This is a genomic window from Altererythrobacter chaiwopuensis (genome assembly GCF_054957755.1).
Genome location: NZ_JBTXJG010000001.1, coordinates 1,037,501 through 1,055,245, shown reverse-complemented (window position 1 = coordinate 1,055,245; position 17,745 = coordinate 1,037,501). Strand labels below are relative to the sequence as shown.

At 61.2% G+C, this 17,745-nt stretch carries 17 protein-coding genes (1 of these 17 running past the window's edge); 12 read left to right on the top strand and 5 right to left on the bottom strand.

Going from position 1 to position 17,745, the window contains the following annotated elements; all coding sequences use genetic code 11:
• Window position 1: 1 nt before the first annotated feature.
• The gene (locus ACX2DJ_RS05205; protein ID WP_462571372.1) at window positions 2-298 is read right to left on the bottom strand and encodes a hypothetical protein; all 297 of its coding nucleotides are present in this window, start codon (window positions 296-298) and stop codon (window positions 2-4) included.
• Complete coding sequence (gene lipB, locus ACX2DJ_RS05200) at window positions 286-966, bottom strand: lipoyl(octanoyl) transferase LipB (RefSeq protein ID WP_462571370.1); 681 nt, start codon at window positions 964-966, stop codon at window positions 286-288. The genes ACX2DJ_RS05205 and lipB overlap by 13 nt, the downstream gene beginning before the upstream one ends.
• Window positions 967-1,040: 74 nt before the next feature.
• On the opposite strand from lipB, the gene ACX2DJ_RS05195 reads away from it, so the two are divergent.
• Window positions 1,041-1,862, top strand: a complete 822-nt coding sequence (locus tag ACX2DJ_RS05195; RefSeq protein WP_462571369.1) for a DUF7847 domain-containing protein — start codon at window positions 1,041-1,043, stop codon at window positions 1,860-1,862.
• Window positions 1,863-1,865: 3 nt separating this feature from the next.
• Here ACX2DJ_RS05195 and ACX2DJ_RS05190 read toward each other — a convergent pair whose 3' ends face one another.
• A complete protein-coding gene (locus ACX2DJ_RS05190; RefSeq protein ID WP_462571368.1) occupies window positions 1,866-2,516 on the bottom strand; it encodes a class I SAM-dependent methyltransferase in 651 nt (216 codons plus the stop codon).
• 100 nt (window positions 2,517-2,616) lie between these two features.
• On the opposite strand from ACX2DJ_RS05190, the gene ACX2DJ_RS05185 reads away from it, so the two are divergent.
• Window positions 2,617-4,002 carry an MFS transporter gene (locus tag ACX2DJ_RS05185; protein WP_462571367.1) on the top strand — a complete coding sequence of 462 codons (1,386 nt, stop codon included), beginning with the start codon at window positions 2,617-2,619 and terminating at the stop codon, window positions 4,000-4,002.
• Window positions 4,003-4,009: 7 nt separating this feature from the next.
• Here ACX2DJ_RS05185 and arsC read toward each other — a convergent pair whose 3' ends face one another.
• Window positions 4,010-4,351, bottom strand: coding sequence for an arsenate reductase (glutaredoxin) (gene arsC, locus ACX2DJ_RS05180; RefSeq protein WP_462571366.1), 342 nt, complete (start codon window positions 4,349-4,351; stop codon window positions 4,010-4,012).
• Window positions 4,352-4,517: 166 nt separating this feature from the next.
• Between arsC and ACX2DJ_RS05175 the strand changes: the two genes are divergently transcribed.
• Window positions 4,518-6,644 carry a TonB-dependent receptor gene (locus ACX2DJ_RS05175; RefSeq protein WP_462571365.1) on the top strand — a complete coding sequence of 709 codons (2,127 nt, stop codon included), beginning with the start codon at window positions 4,518-4,520 and terminating at the stop codon, window positions 6,642-6,644.
• Between the two features lie 13 nt (window positions 6,645-6,657).
• On the opposite strand, the gene ACX2DJ_RS05170 is transcribed toward ACX2DJ_RS05175, so the two are convergent.
• Window positions 6,658-7,212, bottom strand: coding sequence for a (2Fe-2S)-binding protein (locus tag ACX2DJ_RS05170; RefSeq protein ID WP_462571364.1), 555 nt, complete (start codon window positions 7,210-7,212; stop codon window positions 6,658-6,660).
• 134 nt (window positions 7,213-7,346) lie between these two features.
• Here ACX2DJ_RS05170 and ACX2DJ_RS05165 point away from each other — a divergent pair, with 134 nt between their 5' ends.
• The 9 genes from ACX2DJ_RS05165 to ACX2DJ_RS05125 form a co-directional block, all read left to right on the top strand.
• On the top strand, window positions 7,347-8,678 hold the full coding sequence (locus ACX2DJ_RS05165; protein ID WP_462571363.1) for an MATE family efflux transporter: 1,332 nt from the start codon (window positions 7,347-7,349) through the stop codon (window positions 8,676-8,678).
• A 77-nt stretch (window positions 8,679-8,755) separates the two neighbouring features.
• A complete protein-coding gene (locus tag ACX2DJ_RS05160; RefSeq protein WP_462571361.1) occupies window positions 8,756-11,131 on the top strand; it encodes a chemotaxis protein CheA in 2,376 nt (791 codons plus the stop codon).
• Window positions 11,128-11,574: a chemotaxis protein CheW gene (locus tag ACX2DJ_RS05155; protein WP_462571360.1), complete on the top strand. Its 447-nt coding sequence runs from the start codon at window positions 11,128-11,130 to the stop codon at window positions 11,572-11,574. The genes ACX2DJ_RS05160 and ACX2DJ_RS05155 overlap by 4 nt, the downstream gene beginning before the upstream one ends.
• Window positions 11,575-11,623: 49 nt before the next feature.
• On the top strand, window positions 11,624-11,989 hold the full coding sequence (locus ACX2DJ_RS05150; protein WP_462571359.1) for a response regulator: 366 nt from the start codon (window positions 11,624-11,626) through the stop codon (window positions 11,987-11,989).
• A 74-nt stretch (window positions 11,990-12,063) separates the two neighbouring features.
• Window positions 12,064-13,110, top strand: a complete 1,047-nt coding sequence (gene cheB / locus ACX2DJ_RS05145; RefSeq protein WP_462571357.1) for a chemotaxis-specific protein-glutamate methyltransferase CheB — start codon at window positions 12,064-12,066, stop codon at window positions 13,108-13,110.
• Entirely contained in the window at window positions 13,101-13,952 is an 852-nt protein-coding gene (locus tag ACX2DJ_RS05140) for a CheR family methyltransferase (protein ID WP_462571356.1), read from the top strand. The genes cheB and ACX2DJ_RS05140 overlap by 10 nt, the downstream gene beginning before the upstream one ends.
• A 161-nt stretch (window positions 13,953-14,113) precedes the next feature.
• Window positions 14,114-15,601, top strand: coding sequence for a putative bifunctional diguanylate cyclase/phosphodiesterase (locus ACX2DJ_RS05135; protein ID WP_462571355.1), 1,488 nt, complete (start codon window positions 14,114-14,116; stop codon window positions 15,599-15,601).
• Complete coding sequence (locus tag ACX2DJ_RS05130) at window positions 15,598-17,400, top strand: methyl-accepting chemotaxis protein (RefSeq protein WP_462571354.1); 1,803 nt, start codon at window positions 15,598-15,600, stop codon at window positions 17,398-17,400. Before ACX2DJ_RS05135 ends, ACX2DJ_RS05130 begins: the two co-directional genes overlap by 4 nt.
• 157 nt (window positions 17,401-17,557) lie before the next feature.
• Window positions 17,558-17,745 carry the 5' portion of a hypothetical protein gene (locus ACX2DJ_RS05125; protein ID WP_462571353.1) on the top strand. The gene runs 157 nt beyond the window's last position, so the window shows 188 of its 345 coding nt (coding positions 1-188); its start codon is at window positions 17,558-17,560; its stop codon lies off the right edge, out of view.

Here is a 17,745-nt window from a genome sequence, read left to right as displayed (position 1 = left end):
GCTATTGCAGCGTATCGTCGGGCTCTGCCGGTGCGTCCGGCGGAGCCCCGCCATCGGCTTCGTCGGTAGCTTCGTCACCCTCTGCTGCCGCCGCATCATCCCCCTCACCGACTGGCTTTTGCCGCAGCACTGGCGACTGCGATTGCAGCTGGTCGAGCGGCAGCATCTCGTCGCTGATCGTGCCGCCCAGCACTTCACCTTCGGCTTCGCGCGCATCCTCGCCGCGTTCGGGCGCTTGCCCGCCGCAGGCCGCCGCCGCCAGCAATGCCGGAAGGATTGCAAGGTTCAAGCTTCGCATGAATTCTTTCCACTCACCTTTGCCAGATGTTCAAGAAAGCCGGGCGCTGCGGCAATCAGCGCCTCGTCCCATTGTTGCGGCGAAATGTCGAGCCCCAGCCGCTTCAGGCTGGTGACGCCATATTCCTCTATCCCGCACGGCACGATTCCTGTGAAGTGGGCAAGGTCAGGCTCGAGATTGACCGAAAAGCCGTGCATTGTCACCCAGCGGCGTACGCGTACGCCAATGGCACCGATCTTGGCTTCGCGTCCGTCAATATCCGTAGTCCAGATACCCACGCGGCCGTCCACCGCCCAGCTTTCAACCCCGAAGCGCGCCAGCGTGGCGATCACCCATTGCTCGAGTCCGTGCACGAAACAGCGCACATCCTTGCCGCGCTTGGTGAGATCAAGAAGCACATAACCAACTCGCTGGCCCGGCCCGTGATAGGTGTAGCGCCCGCCGCGCCCCGCCTCGACCACTTCGAAGCGCGGATCGAGCAGTTCGTCTGCCGCCGCGCTGGTTCCCGCGGTGTAAACCGGCGGATGTTCGAGCATCCATACAAACTCGCGCTCGTCACCCGCCGCAATCGCGGCATTGCGGCGCTCCATCTCGGCCAGTGCTTCGCGATAGGGCACTTGTCCGGCTTCGCGCCGCCATTCAATCGTATCTGTGGCTTTGAGCTCCATCGCCAATTGCGTGGGAGCATTCGCTGCGCTTATCAAGGGGCAATCAGCTTGCGAGCGAATTCGGGGAGGGTGAGATGAAGTTCGACATGGGTGCCGCCTGGAACACGGCCACCGGATTGATCGGCAAGAACCGCGACATGATCGTGGTTGTAGCTGGCGTGTTCTTCTTCCTGCCTTATCTCGCCACCACTCTGCTGATGCCGCAGGCGATGAACCCTCCGGTCGCCAACCCGGAAGATATGCAAGCCATGCTGGCGGTGATGCAGCAAACCTACATCGATTACTGGTGGGTCATGCTGATCATCTTCGTCAGTCAGGGCATAGGTACGCTCGCCCTGCTGGTGCTGCTGACTGATCGCGCCCGACCCACGCTGGGCGATGCGCTCAAGCGCGGGGCGGTGTCCTTCCCCTCTTATTTTGCCGCCAATATCCTTGTCGTGCTTGTTGCTGCCGTCGCAATCATGCTGCCCGTTGGACTTGGCTTCGCCACTGGCGTCGCCGCCATCATGGTGCTGGCCGTATTGCTGGCGATACCGCTGGTTTTCTACCTGATGGTCAAGTTCTCGCTGATCATGCCCGCAATCGCGGTCGATGGAATCCTCAATCCGGTCCAGGCGCTGGCGCGTTCGTGGCGTCTGACCAAGGGCAATAGCTTGCGCCTGTTCCTGTTCTATTTCCTGCTGCTGATCGCCATCACGGTGGTGATCCTGCTGGCGACGCTGGTGCTGGGCGTTGTGTTCGCGGCCATAGGCGGAGAAGTGGAGCTGATCGGCAATGGCATCGTTACCAGTCTGGTCAATGCGGGTTTCGTGGTGATCTTCCTCGCCGTTCTTGCCGGGGTCCACCGCCAACTGGCGGGCGAGCGGCCGGAAGAACTGAGCGAGACTTTCGACTAGGGCCTATTCGGCGCCTGCCTCGCCTACCACGTCTGCCTTCCAGCCCCAGAACATCTTGCATGGCAGGATGTTGAGCCATTCGAAGCCCTGGTCGATCCGCGCATAATGTGGGCGCATATAGTCAAGGCATGCCGCAGTGAACTGATAGACCAGGAAACCGCCGCCGGGGCGCAGCGCGCGGAAGGTCGCTGCCCCAATCGCCGGGGCTACACCGGCCGGCAGGGTCGAGAACGGCAGTCCTGACAGGATGTAATCGGCATGTTCGAAGCCGTGATCGCGGATGATCTGCTCGACATCAACCGCCGATCCCAACACCGCGTGGAAGCGTTTGTCGCGGATCGTGCGTTTCAGATAGTCGATATAAAGCGGGTTGGTATCGATCACGATCAGCGTGGCATCCCCGCTCAGACGGTCAAGCACCGGGCGGCAGAAAGTACCGATACCGGGGCCATACTCCACAAACAGGCGGCAATTGCGCCAGTCGACCGGTTCCAGCATCTTGCGCACGGTAAAGCGCGAGGACGGGATGATCGAGCCGACCATCCGCGGGTGCTCGAGAAAACCGCGCAAGAAAACCGCCAATTGGCCGGTTTGGGTTGCAAGCCGGTCACGCAAGCGCCGCCGCAATTCGATAGCAACTCCCTTGGAGTTCATTAGACTTCCGCAGACCCCTTTCGAAACGCCAGTTGCGCGAGTTCGCAGATGCTGCGGTACATTGCAAGCTTGAGCTGGCTCGCCTAGCGGTGGATTTGTCATGGCTGACATGGAACCGCCCCCCCCGCCCCCGCTCGCACCAGGCAAGACGGTGCCGCATATCTCACGCGAGCGGATGGTGCTGCTTTTCTCGGTCATGCTGGTGACAGCGGCCGGGAACACGGCGATGCAATCGGTAATGCCGTCCATCGGCACCGAGCTGGGCGTGGCGGACTTCTGGATCAGCCTGGCCTACACCTGGTCTGCCCTGTTGTGGGTCATCTGTGCACCGATCTGGGCCCGCCGGTCAGACCGGCGCGGGCGCAAGTCGATGATGGCAGTGGGGCTGGTGGGATTCATCGCCTCGATGGGATTGTGCGGGATCGTGCTGTGGTTCGGCCTTATCGGACTGATTCCGGCTGTGTGGACGCTGATACTGTTCGCCCTGGCACGCAGCCTCTACGGCGGATTCGGATCGGCCGCGCCGCCCGCGGTGCAGGCCTATGTTGCCAGTCGCACGCCCCGTTCCGAGCGGACACAGGCGCTGGCGCTGATCGCCTCCAGCTTCGGGCTGGGCACGGTGATAGGCCCCGCCCTGGCACCGATGCTGATCTTTCCCAAAAGCGGATTGGTCGGCCCGTTTATCGCCTTTGCGCTGATCGCTGCGGTTGTGCTGGTGGCGCTGCGGCTGCGCCTGCCCAATGACGCACCCAGCTATGCCGCGCGCGGAAGGGTGGTAACCGCCCCCTTTAGCGCCGGCGCCAATTCCTCGCTTTCAGGCGATGATGACAGCGACGATACGCCGGCCGGCGCAGTTTCGGAGCAAAGAGCGGAGGAAGAAGATATTCCCCGCCTGAGATGGAACGATCCGCGCGTGCGCCCGTGGCTTGTTGCAGGCCTTCTGGGCGGCCATGCCCAGGCCGCCACTCTGGGGATCATCGGCTTCTTCATACTCGACCGGATGGGGCTGCGCGCCGATCCGATGGCAGGAACAGGGCCGATCGGAATGGTGTTGATGGCGGGTGCGATTTCAACCTTGCTGGCGCAGTGGGGTCTGATCCCGATGCTCAAGCTTGGTCCGCGCGCTTCGATCATGTGGGGTATGGCGCTGGCAGCGCTGGGAACAGTGACCTTCGCCGTATCACACGATCTTCACTCGATCTCGCTGGGTTTTGCCATCGCATCGCTTGGTTTCGGCCTGTTCCGTCCAGGATTTACCGCCGGGGCTTCGCTCGCCGTCAGCAGGCGCGAACAGGGCCAGGTAGGCGGCACCGTCGCTTCGGTGAACGGGGCCGCCTATATCTTGGCACCAGCGGTCGGAGTGTGGCTATACGGCCATCACCCGGCAATCGGCTTCTCCGTCATCTGCGGCCTGTGCGCGATGGTCTATGTGCTCGGCTGGCGCTGGCTCACCCCGGATGAAGTCTTGACGCGCGACCTCGCCTGAAATCGCGTCAAAGGATTTCGCGCACGACATCCTGAGGACGGCACAGCCGCACGCCTTTCTCAGTCTCCACCAGCGGGCGCTCGATCAGGATCGGATCTTCAGCCATCGCATCGAGTACGGTGTCAGCATCGGCATTGCGCAGGCCGCGCTCTTCGGCGTCGGTGCCGCGCACGCGCAGTCCCTGGTGCGGGGCTATACCAGCGTCGGCATAGAGCTGCGCCAGCTTTTCGCGCGAGGGTGGATCCTTGAGATATTCGACCACTGTCAGGTCGATGCCGGCTTCTTCGAGGATCGCCAGCGTCTTGCGCGAGGTTCCGCAATTGGGGTTGTGCCAGATGGTTGCCTTCATGCCTTCGATCTCCTGCAGGAATACTGCTTGCACAGCGGCTTTGGCCGCGTTGGCGACCTAGCGAGGCAGTTTTTCCCGGGCAAGTCCACTCTCACTCTTGCATTTGCGAATAATTCTCAATAGCGACTCGCTCACGGATCACGACTCGAAAGATTGGACGATTTACATGAGCAAATTTGGCAAGGCATTCTGGCTCGCAGGGGCAACGCTGATTGCGCCAATGGCGGCGTCGGCTGCGGAAAGCGCCACGGCAGCGAGCGCGGAAGAACAGGCACGCCAATACCTGCCCGAGGGGATTATCGTGACAGGTGAGCGCGAAGGCTATGCCGAGGAGGACGGTTCATCGGGCACCAAGACCCCCACCCCGGTCATCGATGTGCCGCAGACGATTACCTTCATCACACGCGACCAGCTTGAGGACCAGTCGGTGCGCCAATTGGGCGAAGCGCTGCGTTATGTGCCGGGGATCAGCCTCGAAACCGGCGAAGGCCACCGCGACGAAATCTTTATTCGCGGCCAGGAAACAACCGCCGATTTCTATCTCGATGGGCTGCGCGATGACGCGCAATATTATCGTTCGCTTTACAACGTCGAGCGGATCGAGGTGCTCAAGGGAGCCAATGCGCTGATCTTTGGCAGGGGCGGCGGCGGCGGCGTGATCAATCGTGTCAGCAAGACTGCGCGGATCAATGGCTTTGCAGCGGAATTCGACGCTTCAGCCGATAGTTTTGGTGCTTTCGCGCTGACGGGCGACGTCAACGCCACACTGTCGGATGTGGCAGCCGTGCGCTTCAACACCGCCTATGAGGAATTCAACAGCAATCGCGATTTTTATGACGGTCACTTCATCGGCATTTCACCGACAGCGACCCTCGATCTTGGCGAAGCGACCCGCCTGACGGCAACCTATTCCTATGACGAAGACCAGCGCCTGGTCGATCGCGGCAATCCGTCCGATGGCGATGGGCCGCTGCGCGGCTTCCGCGACACCTTGTTCGGCGCCCCGGACTTCAACGATACCAGTTCGCAAGTGCACATTGCCCGCGCGCGGATCGATCACGAGTTCTCGGGCAATCTCTCGGGCAATGCCACCCTGCAGTTTGCCGATTATGACAAGGCCTACAGCAATATCCTGCCCGATGGCCTGCGCAATGGCGGAGCCGATGTGCAGTTTTCGGGCTATCGCGATACGCAGACACGCCAGAACTGGATCGCGCAGGCAAACCTGGTGTGGGAAATCACCACCAGCGGTATCGACCACAAGGTCCTGACCGGGGTCGAGGCCAGTTGGCAGGATTCAAACAATGGCCGCGCCAACGCGTTCTTTGCTGATGGCGCAGGTGGCACGACCAACCGCTTCACCGCCCCGCTGTCCGATATCTTCACCTTTCCGGACATCACGCTCGGCGCCCCCGTGCGTGATCGCGACAGTCAGCTCGAAGTGCTCTCGGCCTATCTCCAGGACCAGATCGACATCGGCGAGCATATCCAGCTGATTGCGGGGCTGCGCTGGGACCGGTTCGACCTCAAGACGGTCGAGCAGCTCACCGGAGTGCGCGGCGATCGCGTGGACGAAAAGGTCAGCCCGCGTCTGGGCCTGATCGTTAAGCCGATTGAGCAATTGTCGCTTTATGCGAGCTATGCCACGAGCTTCCTGCCGCAAGCGGGCGATCAGTTCTTCTTGCTGACGCCTGGCGATACCGCATTCGAGCCCGAGAAATTCACCAATTACGAATTGGGCCTAAAATGGGCGCCGAGTGACAAGCTGTTCCTTACCGCAGCTCTGTTCCAGCTCGAACGGACCAACGTCAAAGGTCCCGATCCGCTTGACCCTTCGATCACTACCCTTGTCGGAGAAAGCCGGACCCAAGGGGTTGAGCTCAATCTGGTCGGCGAGATCATGCCCGGCTGGCAAGCCAATATTGGCTATACTTATCTCGGCGGCAAAATCACCAGCACAAGCAATGAAGGCCCGGCTGGCCGCCGCCTGCAACAGTTGCCCGAACACCAGATCAGCGCCTGGACACGCTATGACATTTCCAAGCAGTTGGGTTTGGGCCTCGGCGTGATCTACCAGGACGAGCAGTTCGCCAGCTTTAGCAACGCCGTGACACTGCCCAACTATGTGCGTGTCGACGCTGCGGCCTATTACACGGTGAGTGAACGGCTCGCCTTCCAGTTCAATATCGACAACCTCTTCGACGAGCACTATTTCGCCAGCGCCCACGGCGACAACAATATCCAGCCGGGCGATGCGTTCAGCGCAAGGCTGGGAGTACGGCTGAAGCTTTAATTTAAAGCGATGCTCATTCCGCCTCGCGCGGGGCGAGCGACCGAATAGCGGGCACCTCGCGCGCGGCATCCTCGGCACGGATGCCGGGCGCAGGTGCAGCGCTGATCGTCTCCAGCCGCCTTGCGACCCGGCCTGCGCGCTGTATCGCGCGGACCAGCCGCGGATAGACCCCGCAGCGGCACAGGTTCGGAATCGCTGCCTTGATTTCTGCCTCGCTGGGATTGGGGTTGCTGCGCAGCAAAGCTGCCGCCGCGATCGCAATGCCCGGTGTACAGAAACCGCACTGGATCGCCTGCTCTGCCACCAGTGCCTGTTGCACCGGATGCGAGCGATCTCGCGAAAGCCCTTCGATCGTGGTGATGAAGCGCCCTTCGGCCTCACCAATTGTGACCAGGCAGGATCTGAGCGCTGCCCCGTCGATCAGCACCATGCAGGCCCCGCAATCGCCATTGCCGCAGCCATATTTGGTACCGGTAAGATTGGCCGCATCGCGCAGCGCCCACAGCAGCGGGGTTTGCGGATCCATTTCAAACTCGAGCGGACGGTCATTGACGGTCATGCGCGACATCTGCGCGAAGTCTCCCTTGGCGCGATAGGCTGGCCCGCGCCTATCGCATGGCCCCGCAAGCCGCACAAGCCGTGGCCGATCAATCGCCACATTTCACTTTGCCAGCCCGCCGCCCCCCGCTACGCACGCTGTTGATGAGCGGGAATGCCAAATTGACGCGCGGATCGATCCGCGGGCATCTCGTGACGCAGACCCTGCCCATGATCGTCGGCGTCGCGGCAGTGATGTCGATCGGCCTCGTCGATGCCTATTTCATTGGCCAGCTGGGCAGCGAGGCACTTGCCGCCATTTCCTTCATTTTCCCGATCAGCGTTGCCGTCGCCAGCCTGGGCGTGGGCATGATGGTGGGGATCAATTCGGTGATCTCGCGCGCGCTGGGCGAAGGTGACAGCGACCGTGCCGCACGCCGCGCCAATTTTGGCATTGTGCTGTCGGTCGCCTTCGGCGTGCTGATCGGCAGTTTGCTTTATTTGTTGCTCGACCCGCTGTTCAGCCTGATGGCGGCATCAAGCGAACAATTGCCGTTGATACGCAGTTACATGCAGCCCTTCGCGCTCGGCTTTCCGCTGATGATGGCGATCATGGGAATCAACGGCGTGCTGCGCGGCCAGGGCGAAGCGCGCAAGACCTCCTATGTTTCGATCACCTATGCCGCCGCCAATTGGGTACTCGATCCGATCCTGATAACCGGCGCCTTCGGCTATGAAGGCCTGGGCATGGTCGGTGCTGCCTATGCCACGCTGATAGGCTGGGGGTTCGGCATAGCGATGGGCATATGGCTGATCAGGCAGGCTGCCATTCCCATCAGCTTCAAATTGCTTGGCCAGTGCCGCATCGGGGAGTCCACCACCGCGATCCTTGGCGTGGCCGGACCAGCGGCATTTTCCAACGCGATCAATCCTATCGGCCTGTCGGTCCTGACCGCACTGATTGCATCGGAAAGCGCTGCGGCGGTGGCAGGTTTCGGGGCGGCGGGGCGCGTGCAAAGCTTCGCCGTGGTGCCTTTGCTGGGCCTGTCGGGCGCGATCGGCGCAATCATCGGCCAGAACTGGGGGGCAAGACAATATGCCCGGGCGCGCGAAGCGATGTGGCTCGCGGGCCTGTTCTGCGTAGGATACGGTTTGATCACCGCGGCCATGCTTTCATGGGGCGGGCGCTGGTTCGCCGATTTCTTTACCGAAGACCCGGCAATCATTGATGAATTCGCGAGCTACCTGCGGATCGCGGCCTGGGGTTACGCCGGGTTCGGTTTGCTGATCGTGGCCAATGGTGCGCTCAACGCGCTCGACAAGGCCAATTCCGCATTGATGCAGTCTTCGGTCCGCGTGTTCCTGGTGATGTTGCCGCTGGGCTGGCTCGCACGCGAATTTTACGGTTCAAGCGCGATTTATGCAGCCGAACTGGCCGCCAATCTGGTGGGCGGTACCGTAGCTGTCCTGGTGGTCTGGCGCGCAATGCGCCGCTGAAATCGGCCAGGTGACACTTCGTTAACCATCTTCGCCCATAGAGTTCGGCTGACGCGCCGGAACCGGGGGCTGGAATAATGGACGACCTGCTAGCGGATTTCATTGAGGAAACCCGCGAATTGCTTGAAGCGAGCGAAGGCGAAGTCATCGCCTGGGAAGCCGATCCTCGTGATCGCGCGCGGCTCGACACGATTTTTCGTTTCGTTCACACAGTCAAGGGCAATTGCGGCTTCTTCGACCTGCCGCGGCTGGAACAACTAAGCCATGCCGCCGAAGACGCGCTGGCCGATGTGCGCAATGGCCGCCGCGAACCCGACGCCGCGCTTGTTACCGCGGTGCTTGCCATCATAGATCGTATTTCGCAAATGATCGACGCGCTTGACACCGGCGAGGATTTTCCCGCCGGTGGCGACGAAGATCTGATCGCTGCGCTAGACGATCAGATGGGCGATGATATCACCACCTCGAACGAAATCGCCGCAATCGTCGAAGCAGCCGATCCCGCCGCACCGGCTGGCGGGACAGCCGCTTCATCCACTCCGCGATCAATTCGCCTTCCGGTAGACTTGCTCGACCGGGTGATGAGCGGCGTTTCCGACATGGTGCTGGCACGCAATGATTTGGCCCATCGCCTGCGCGAAGCGGGCACGCAGCCAACCATTGACGGGCCCTTCGAACGCCTCACCTCGATCCTGGCCGACGTGCGCGACGCCGTGACCCGGATGCGCATGCAGCGGATCGACCATCTGTTCGGCGCCTTCCCGCGGATGGTGCGAGATCTGTCGAAAGAGCTGGGCAAGCAGGTGATGATCGACATTGATGGGGGCGATGTCGAACTCGATCGTGAAATGATCGAGATGATCCGCGATCCGATGACGCACATCATCCGCAATGCGATCGACCATGGGTTCGAAACTCCGGCGCAGCGGATCAAGGCGGGCAAGCGCGAGATCGGCTTGCTGTCGATCTCCGCGCGCCAATCCGGCAATACCATTTCAATCATTGTTTCGGATGACGGCAAGGGGCTGAACCAGGATCGTATCGGCGCCAAGGCAGTGGCAACCGGCCTGATCACTGATGATGAGCTGAAAGCGATGTCGCATAGCGAAATCCTGCAGCTGGTATTCGCACCGGGACTTTCGACCGCTGAACAGGTTAGTGCCGTCTCCGGGCGTGGGGTCGGGCTTGATGTCGTGCGCGCCAATCTCGAAAAGGTCGGTGGATTGATCGAAGTGTCAAGCTCGCCGGGCGCAGGCGCCACTTTCACTCTCCGCATCCCGCTTACGCTCAGCATCATAGCCGGGCTCACCGTGGAAGCCGCCGGGCAACAATTCGCCCTCCCGCAAGGCTTTGTCGAGGAAATCCTGCACGGCGATTCAGCAGAGCTCGACCGGGCGCAGCTGGGCAAGGCGGCGATGATCACATTCCGCGGTGATCGCATCCCATGCCTTACCCTCGCCGACGTGCTCGAACTTGGCCGGAATGACGATCTCGGCGGCGGCGTGATCGTGATTCTCAAACTGGCCCGCGGCAATCTGTTCGCGCTGGAAGTCGACGCGATCCTCAACCATGGCGACCTGGTTGTGAAACCGCTGGCCCCGTCGGTGATGCGCAGCCGGACATTTGCCGGATCGACACTGCTCGATAATGGTCGCCCGATCCTGCTGCTGGACATTCCCAACATCGCCGATGAACACAATCTGATTGCGGACGCGAGCGAGCGAGCGGCAAGATTCCCTGAGCAGGATCAGGCAGACAATGCCATTCAACGGGCCGATCAGGCCATGCTGTTTCGCACTTTTGGTGGTGCGCGCCGGGCGGTGCGGCTGGAACTGGTGCAGCGCATTGAAACAATTACCGTCGCTGCGCTAGACCAATCGACTGCCACCCCGCGTGCCGTTGTCGATGGCGAAATCCTGCCTCTGATCGGGCTCGAAGCAGGCCAGCAAACTGACACGCACATCCGCTTGCTGCGGCTGTCCGACGGCAGCAGTGAGCTGCTTTATGCGGTGGCGGCAATCGAAGATGCGGTAACGCTCAAGGACAAACTTGCGCCGGTCGAAGATGATCCGCTGGTCGAGGCTGTAACGCTGGTGGATGGCGAGCCGGTCGTGTTGCTGGATGGACATGCGCTGTTCGCGCGCCATGGCGCGGTGCCGCAAAGTGTGGCTGGCCTGACCTGCTCCCTTCCCGACAGTGCCTGGGCGCAGACCATTCTCGCTCCGCTGATCAGGGCTGCCGGCTATCAACAGGCGGATGACCCCGCCAGCGCCGACGTCGCGATTCTGCTTGACCGGGACGATACGCCCGATGGCGCAAGGGAAACCATCCGCCTGCGCAGTTTGCCCGACAGCCAGGCTTCGCCGGATGAGATGAAGAATTCGATCTATCGCTATGATCGTGAAGCCGTGCTCAGGGCGCTGCGCGCTGCAGGCAGGGGAGGAGCGGCATGAGCGAGCTGCTCGTCTTGGCAGAGATAGCCGGTCGGCGCTGCGCGTTTCGCGCGAATGATGTGCAATCGGTTATCGACATCTCTGAGATCACACCCGTTCCGCGCGCGCCCGAATTCGTGCTCGGCCTCGCTGCAATGCGCAGCCAGGCCTTGACAGTGATCGATTGCCGCACTGCGATCGGCGAGGATGCCGACGCATTCCCTACTGACCAGCGCGGCGCAGTTGTTCGGGTTGAAGGTCATTCCTACGCCCTCAAGCTCGACATGATTGACGATGTCGCCACAGCTCGCAGCGCAGCGGGCGAGATCGCCGGCGGCTTCGGTAAAAAATGGAACCACGTTGCCTGCGGCATGGTTGAAACCGATCGCGGCGCTGTGCTGCTGATCGACGTCGCATCGCTGATCGAAGGGCCGCGAGAAACCGGGCCTAGCGGTTTAAGCTAATGGTTACGCGTTCGTTCTATCAGGAAAAAAACAGAAAACAGAGGATCGCATGAAAACGTGTCTAATCGTTGATGATTCGCGGGTTATCCGCAAGGTTTCCAGGCATATCCTGGAGACCTTGGGGTTTACTGTGAGTGAGGCTGAAGACGGCCAGCAAGGTCTTGAGCGCTGCGAGGAATTCATGCCTGACGCGGTCTTGCTCGACTGGAACATGCCAGTAATGAGCGGGATTGAGTTCATCACCAAGCTGCGCCAGCGCCCTGGGGGCGAGCGTCCCAAAGTGGTGTTCTGCACCACCGAAAACGACGTCGCCCACATCCGCGAAGCGATCAGCGCCGGCGCCGACGAATATGTGATGAAACCGTTCGACCACGAAACGCTCCAGATCAAACTGCAGTTGGTCGGCTTTAACTGAGGACCGGTTCGATGGGGCCTCGCGCTTTCCAGATTAACTCGTCGCCGGGTGCCGCTCAAGGGCGGGTGCGGGTAATGATCGTCGACGATTCGCTTACGGTGCGCACGGTCTTTTCGCGCATGATCGGTAACGACCCGAAGCTGGAGCTTACCACCACTGCCAGCAACGCCGAACGCGCAATCGCGATCCTGCGTGACCGGCCGGTCGATGTGATCCTGCTCGATCTCGAAATGCCCGGAATGGGCGGGCTCGAGGCGCTGCCGCGAATTCTGGAAATCGCATCGGGCGCGCAAGTGCTGGTAGTGTCGTCGCTCACCGAAGATGGGGCCGAACACACTCTGACGGCGCTGTCGATGGGCGCTGCCGATACCATGCCCAAGCCGCGGCCCGGCCAATTTGACGAATCCTATCGCCGCGCTTTACTGGCCAAGATCCATGCCTTGGGCGGGGTCGAAGCGGACGATGTGCCCGGCCAACCGCGCGAAGGCACAATCGATCACGGCGCTGCAACTGCAATCTCCAGGAGCAATGCGAAACAGCCCGAGGTGCTGGCGATCGGCGGATCGACCGGCGCGATCCAGGGCCTCAACACAATCCTGCGCAGCCTGCCGCTCAGCTTTGACCTGCCGATTCTGGTCACTCAGCATTTGCCCGCCAGTTTCATTTCCGTGTTTGCCAGGCAAGTGGAAGTGGTCGCGGCGCGGCGCACAGTGATCGCCGAAGACGGAGTGGAGATTGCGCGCGGCGAAATCGCGATTGCAACCGGCCATGGGCACATGATGGTGGAACGTGCGCGTAGCCGCCTCGTCGCCCGGGTATCCAACGTGCCATCACGAAGCGGCTGCCTGCCCTCGGTCGATCCGATGCTCACCAGCGTGGCCGAAACCTTTGACGGCCATGCCCTTGCTGTGATCCTGTCCGGGATGGGCCGCGACGGTGCCGAAGGCGCGGCCAGGCTCGCCGCAGCAGGCGGCACCGTTTTGGCACAGGACCAGGAAAGCTCCGCCGTCTGGGGCATGCCTGGCGCCGCCGTGAAACAGGGCGCGGTGCATGCATGCCACCCGCCCGAAGCGCTCGCCAGGGAAATCCTAGAGTTCGCGGGGGCGGTGGCATGGAAGTGAGCAGTCCATCGCTCGAGCTAATTGCCGATCTCTTATCCGAGCATACCGGGCAACAGCTTACCGAACACCGCCGTTGGCGCGTGGCAACCGCACTTTCGCGCGTGTTCCGCGAACGCGGCATTTCCAATGTTGACCAACTGGCTTGCCTGTTGGCTGGGCCTGCCGATCCGGGCCTTGTCAATGAAGTGGTCGAGGCTCTGCTCAACAATGAGACCTATTTCTTTCGCGACAAACCGACATTCGACCAGCTGCCAACAGAGATCCTGCCTCAGCTGGCTGAACGGCGCGCCCACCGGCGGCGCTTGCAGATCTGGTGCGCCGGCTGTTCCACCGGCCAGGAAGTGCATTCGCTGGCAATTCAGTTCGCGGAACAGGCGCGTTCCTGGGATGGCTGGTCAATCGATATACTGGGCACTGATATTTCCGGTACGGCTATCCGGGCCGCACGCTGTGGGCACTACAGCCAGTTTGAAGTGCAGCGCGGGCTCAGCGTGCAGCAGATGCTGGCCCATTTCGACGAGACCGCGTCAGGCTGGCAAATGCACGCAGATACGCGAGCAATCGTTCGGTTCGAGCGTCACAATGTGCTCGATCCGTCGCCCAGCCGCCAGCCATTCGACCTTGTACTGTGCCGCAATGTGCTGCTCTATTTCGATCCCGATACCCGCCGCCAGGCATTTGCACGCCTGCGACAATCAGTGGCCGACGATGGCTTTCTGATGCTGGGCGCGGGCGAAACGGTTGTCGGGCAAACCGATGCGTTTGTTCCTGCTCGCGGAGTTGCCAGCATCTATACGCCACATGTGGCAAATGCTGCGCCCTCCATCGCGCTTGCCGGATGATCGCGAAAGCAGCGGAATGGTGCGCTTATCAAGGTAAATTCATGGTTTACGCTTCCTTAGCGAATGGCGGCTAATCCGGAATTCTACGGCGCGAAAATTGCGACATGGGGGACGTGTTGAAGCTGAAAGTGAACCAAATGCTGAGCGCGAAAGTGCCCCTGATGGCAGCGCCACTTGTGCCGCTCTCTGTCTTGCTGGGCACAGCATTGGTTGCGCTCCAAGCCAGTGGTTCGCTCGCGCTTGCTCCGCTCGCGTTGATCGCGGCTGGCGGCGCTGCACTTTATGCGGCGTCGGTCCTGTACCTCGCCCACGTTTCGCGTGCGCAGGCCCGCCTGCCACACGAGCACAGCGAGACTGATACGCTCAGCCGTCTGCCCAATCGGCGTGCGCTGCACCGCGATATCGACGAACATCGTGTCGCTGGTGAAGAAATCGCCATGGCACTGATTGATCTTGACGGCTTCAAGCAGGTCAATGACCATTACGGCCACTTTGTCGGCGACCAGTTGATCCGCAAATGCGCCGAGATCATCCGCGAAACCTGCGCCACTGAAGCGCGTTGCTATCGCCTCGGGGGTGATGAATTCGCGATTACCATGTTCGGCCCTGTCGCTGGCAATATTCTGGAGGGGATCTGCCGCAAGATCCTGACCCGGCTGGCCAAGCCGCTTGCTATCGAGGATCGTTCAATCACAGTCGGGGCAAGCATCGGGCTGGCACGTTCGACTGGCAAGGACGGGCTCGGCTCATCGGAACTGCTGCGCCGTGCGGATGTCTCCATGTATGCCTCGAAGCGCGCCGGAAAGATGCGCTGCACATGGTTCACGACAGCCCTCGACCGCAATCGCGAAGCCCAACGCGAGCTCGACGAGGACCTGCGCCGCGCCCTCGCCAACGAGGAATTCGTGCTGCACTATCAGCCGCTGGTCGATGCTGAAACGCGCGCGATCGTGGCGATCGAAGCGCTGATTCGCTGGAACCGTCCGGATGGCCAACAGGTGGGGCCGCATATCTTCATTCCGGTGGCCGAAGAATCGGGCTTCATCAACGAAATCGGGCTGTGGGTGTTACGCAAAGCCTGCACCGATGCGCTGCGCTGGGATGGCATTATGCTGTCGGTCAATATCTCTGCAGCACAATTGCGCAACTCGGAATTCCCGATTCAGCTCGGTCATATCCTCGAGGAAACCGGCTTTCCGGCGGAACGGCTTGAGCTCGAAATCACTGAAACCTGCCTCGTTCTCGACCCTGTTGTGGCCGAACGCAATCTTGATGTTATCCGCGGCTTCGGGGTGAACATCTCGCTTGACGATTTCGGCACCGGCTATGCGTCGATCGGCTTCCTGCGCCAGTTCCGCTTCGAAAAGCTCAAGCTTGATCGCTCGCTGGTGGTTAACGCCGGCAAGGATGAAGGCTCGCGGGCTATGATGCTGTCCAGCATTACCGTGGCCCGCGCGCTCAAGATGGGCGTAACAGCCGAAGGCGTCGAAACGCAGGAACAGGCCGATATGGTTCGCTTGGCCGGCTGCGACCAGATCCAGGGCTGGCTTTACTACAAGGCCATGCCCGCCAACTTGATTGACGATCACATCCCTTCTGCCGCGGCTGCAAACGGGCCCGGTCTACAAATCTCCAAAGGTGTCGCATGAGTGCTATTGAAGACGTTGCCAAACAGCTCCGCGCCGAAGTGGCTTCGGATATCGTGGAAGGCGGCTTTGCCCGTCCGGTTTCGCGCTTTCGCCTCAAAGTGTGGTTTCATGATCTTCCGCTGGCGAGCAAGATCCGTATGTTATTCGGCACTTTTCTGGGCGTGGCCATTGTCATATCATTGGTGCTGGGGGTTGGCCTCAGCCAGCTTTACGAACGGGATTCGATTCAGGCGGAGGTGCAGGGAGCGGTCCAGGTTTCTGCAGAGCTGCACGGCACCACTGGTGAATTTCGCTACAACGCGGTGCGTTATATCTTCGGTGGAGAAGAATCCGCGCTTGAACGCCAGCAGCAGAGCTACGCTGATGCAGGCAAGCAGCTCGAACAAATTGGAGCAGTGGTTGATCAGCGGGTGCCGGAACTCGGCGATCAGCTTGAAGAACTAGGCACCAGCCTGGCCGCCTATGACGCCAAATTCGACGAAATGCGCGCCAACCTGGCCCGCGAAGGCCGCAGCACCAAATCGGTTGCGCTTGCCTATGAACTTTCAGCCCAGGGTGATGCGCTTTTCGCACAAGCGGATAACTTCGGTTCCGATCTTCAGCTTGTCGCGGATCGCATCGAACAGTCAGTGATCGATTATTTCTTCAACCTGATTATTGTAATCGCCGTGGTCATCGCGCTCGCAGCCGCCGTAATGTTGGCCGGCTTGCGTTATCTCACACAGGATTTCGCCATGAAGGTGGCTGAAGTGACCGGCGGCATGACCAAACTGGCCAAGGGTGACCGTCACTTCGAGATCGAAGGGATCGAGCGCAAGGACGAGATCGGCGAAATGCTGCGCGCGCTGGCACTATTCAAACGTGCCAATGTCAAGCTGGAACAGTGGGCCAAGGAACGTGGAGAGCGCGCCAAAGCCGAGCTTGAAGAGCAGGAGCGGATCAGAAACGAAAAAACGCAGGTGCTGAGCGAATTCGCTAATCAGTTCGAACGTACTGTTGGTGACGTGGTCGGCGGTGTTGCCGCAGCTTCCAGCCAGCTCCAAAGCACCGCATCCGTTATGGCCAAATCAGCCGAGGAAGCCAGCCGCCAGACCACACTTGTCTCCAAATCGATGGACGAAGCCAATTCCGGCGCAACGGCCGCGGCGGCCGCAAGCGATGAATTTGCCATGTCCATCGGCGAGATCAGCCGCCAGGCGGCATCTTCGGCAGAGCTCGCCCGTGAGGCCAGCGCCTCGGCCAGCGAAGCCGATGCCACTATCTCTGCCCTGTCGCTATCGGCTGATCAGGTGGGCCAGATCGTCGAACTGATCCAAACCATTGCCCAGCGCACCAACCTGCTGGCGCTCAACGCCTCGATCGAGGCGGCGCGCGGCGGCGAGGCGGGGCGCGGCTTTGCCGTCGTCGCGTCGGAGGTCAAGGAGTTGGCGATGCAAACCAGCCGCGCGACCGAGCAGGTTGCCGAACAAATCCGGGCGATGCAGGATACAACCGGGGCCAGCGTAACTGCCTTGCGCTCAATCGCCAGCCAGGTCGAACAGCTCGAGGCGACCGCTGTTTCGATCGCATCGGCAGTGGACCAGCAATCGGTTGCTGGGCAGGATCTTGCACGCAGCATCGATATGGCCGCCCGCGCCACGGATGCCGTCTCAAGCCATGTCGATGAGGTGCGCGAGCTCTCGCTGTCGACTGGTGCCGCCGCAACGCAGGTGCTTTCTTCCGCGACCGACCTCGAGCAACAGGCCTCTACCTTGCGCGCGCAGGTGCACGAATTCCTGGCGAAGGTTCGCGAGGGATAAGCTGGACGGGGTGTAGCCCCAATTACGCCACGCTATCCGCGTTCTTGTCTGCGCTATCGCTTCGCTGCTTGAGCGCACGCCGATCCGCGCGGCTCGATCGTCGCAGTGACGAACTACCAAGGCTCCTCCACCGCCACCAACTCCTACGAAGGAAGCGATGGACGAGCTGCACTTGCTTGCGGCGCTGCGCTATGTCGCACTCAATCGATTTCGCGCCAGGCTTGTCGAGCGGACTCAGGATTGGCCCTGGTCAAGCACGCGCGCGCTGCTTGCCGCTGCCCAAGGCGACGGGCTGGCCGAGACCGCGCCGATGCTTGACCGGGTGCCGGATTTTGCCGCGTTGCT

Bases quoted from the DNA above. Each gene is read 5' to 3' on its own strand.
- ACX2DJ_RS05205 (WP_462571372.1), bottom strand. From the start codon at position 298: ATGCGAAGCTTGAACCTTGCAATCCTTCCGGCATTGCTGGCGGCGGCG.
- lipB (WP_462571370.1), bottom strand. From the start codon at position 966: ATGGAGCTCAAAGCCACAGATACGATTGAATGGCGGCGCGAAGCCGGA.
- ACX2DJ_RS05195 (WP_462571369.1), top strand. From the start codon at position 1,041: ATGAAGTTCGACATGGGTGCCGCCTGGAACACGGCCACCGGATTGATC.
- ACX2DJ_RS05190 (WP_462571368.1), bottom strand. From the start codon at position 2,516: ATGAACTCCAAGGGAGTTGCTATCGAATTGCGGCGGCGCTTGCGTGAC.
- ACX2DJ_RS05185 (WP_462571367.1), top strand. From the start codon at position 2,617: ATGGCTGACATGGAACCGCCCCCCCCGCCCCCGCTCGCACCAGGCAAG.
- arsC (WP_462571366.1), bottom strand. From the start codon at position 4,351: ATGAAGGCAACCATCTGGCACAACCCCAATTGCGGAACCTCGCGCAAG.
- ACX2DJ_RS05175 (WP_462571365.1), top strand. From the start codon at position 4,518: ATGAGCAAATTTGGCAAGGCATTCTGGCTCGCAGGGGCAACGCTGATT.
- ACX2DJ_RS05170 (WP_462571364.1), bottom strand. From the start codon at position 7,212: ATGTCGCGCATGACCGTCAATGACCGTCCGCTCGAGTTTGAAATGGAT.
- ACX2DJ_RS05165 (WP_462571363.1), top strand. From the start codon at position 7,347: ATGAGCGGGAATGCCAAATTGACGCGCGGATCGATCCGCGGGCATCTC.
- ACX2DJ_RS05160 (WP_462571361.1), top strand. From the start codon at position 8,756: ATGGACGACCTGCTAGCGGATTTCATTGAGGAAACCCGCGAATTGCTT.
- ACX2DJ_RS05155 (WP_462571360.1), top strand. From the start codon at position 11,128: ATGAGCGAGCTGCTCGTCTTGGCAGAGATAGCCGGTCGGCGCTGCGCG.
- ACX2DJ_RS05150 (WP_462571359.1), top strand. From the start codon at position 11,624: ATGAAAACGTGTCTAATCGTTGATGATTCGCGGGTTATCCGCAAGGTT.
- cheB (WP_462571357.1), top strand. From the start codon at position 12,064: ATGATCGTCGACGATTCGCTTACGGTGCGCACGGTCTTTTCGCGCATG.
- ACX2DJ_RS05140 (WP_462571356.1), top strand. From the start codon at position 13,101: ATGGAAGTGAGCAGTCCATCGCTCGAGCTAATTGCCGATCTCTTATCC.
- ACX2DJ_RS05135 (WP_462571355.1), top strand. From the start codon at position 14,114: ATGGCAGCGCCACTTGTGCCGCTCTCTGTCTTGCTGGGCACAGCATTG.
- ACX2DJ_RS05130 (WP_462571354.1), top strand. From the start codon at position 15,598: ATGAGTGCTATTGAAGACGTTGCCAAACAGCTCCGCGCCGAAGTGGCT.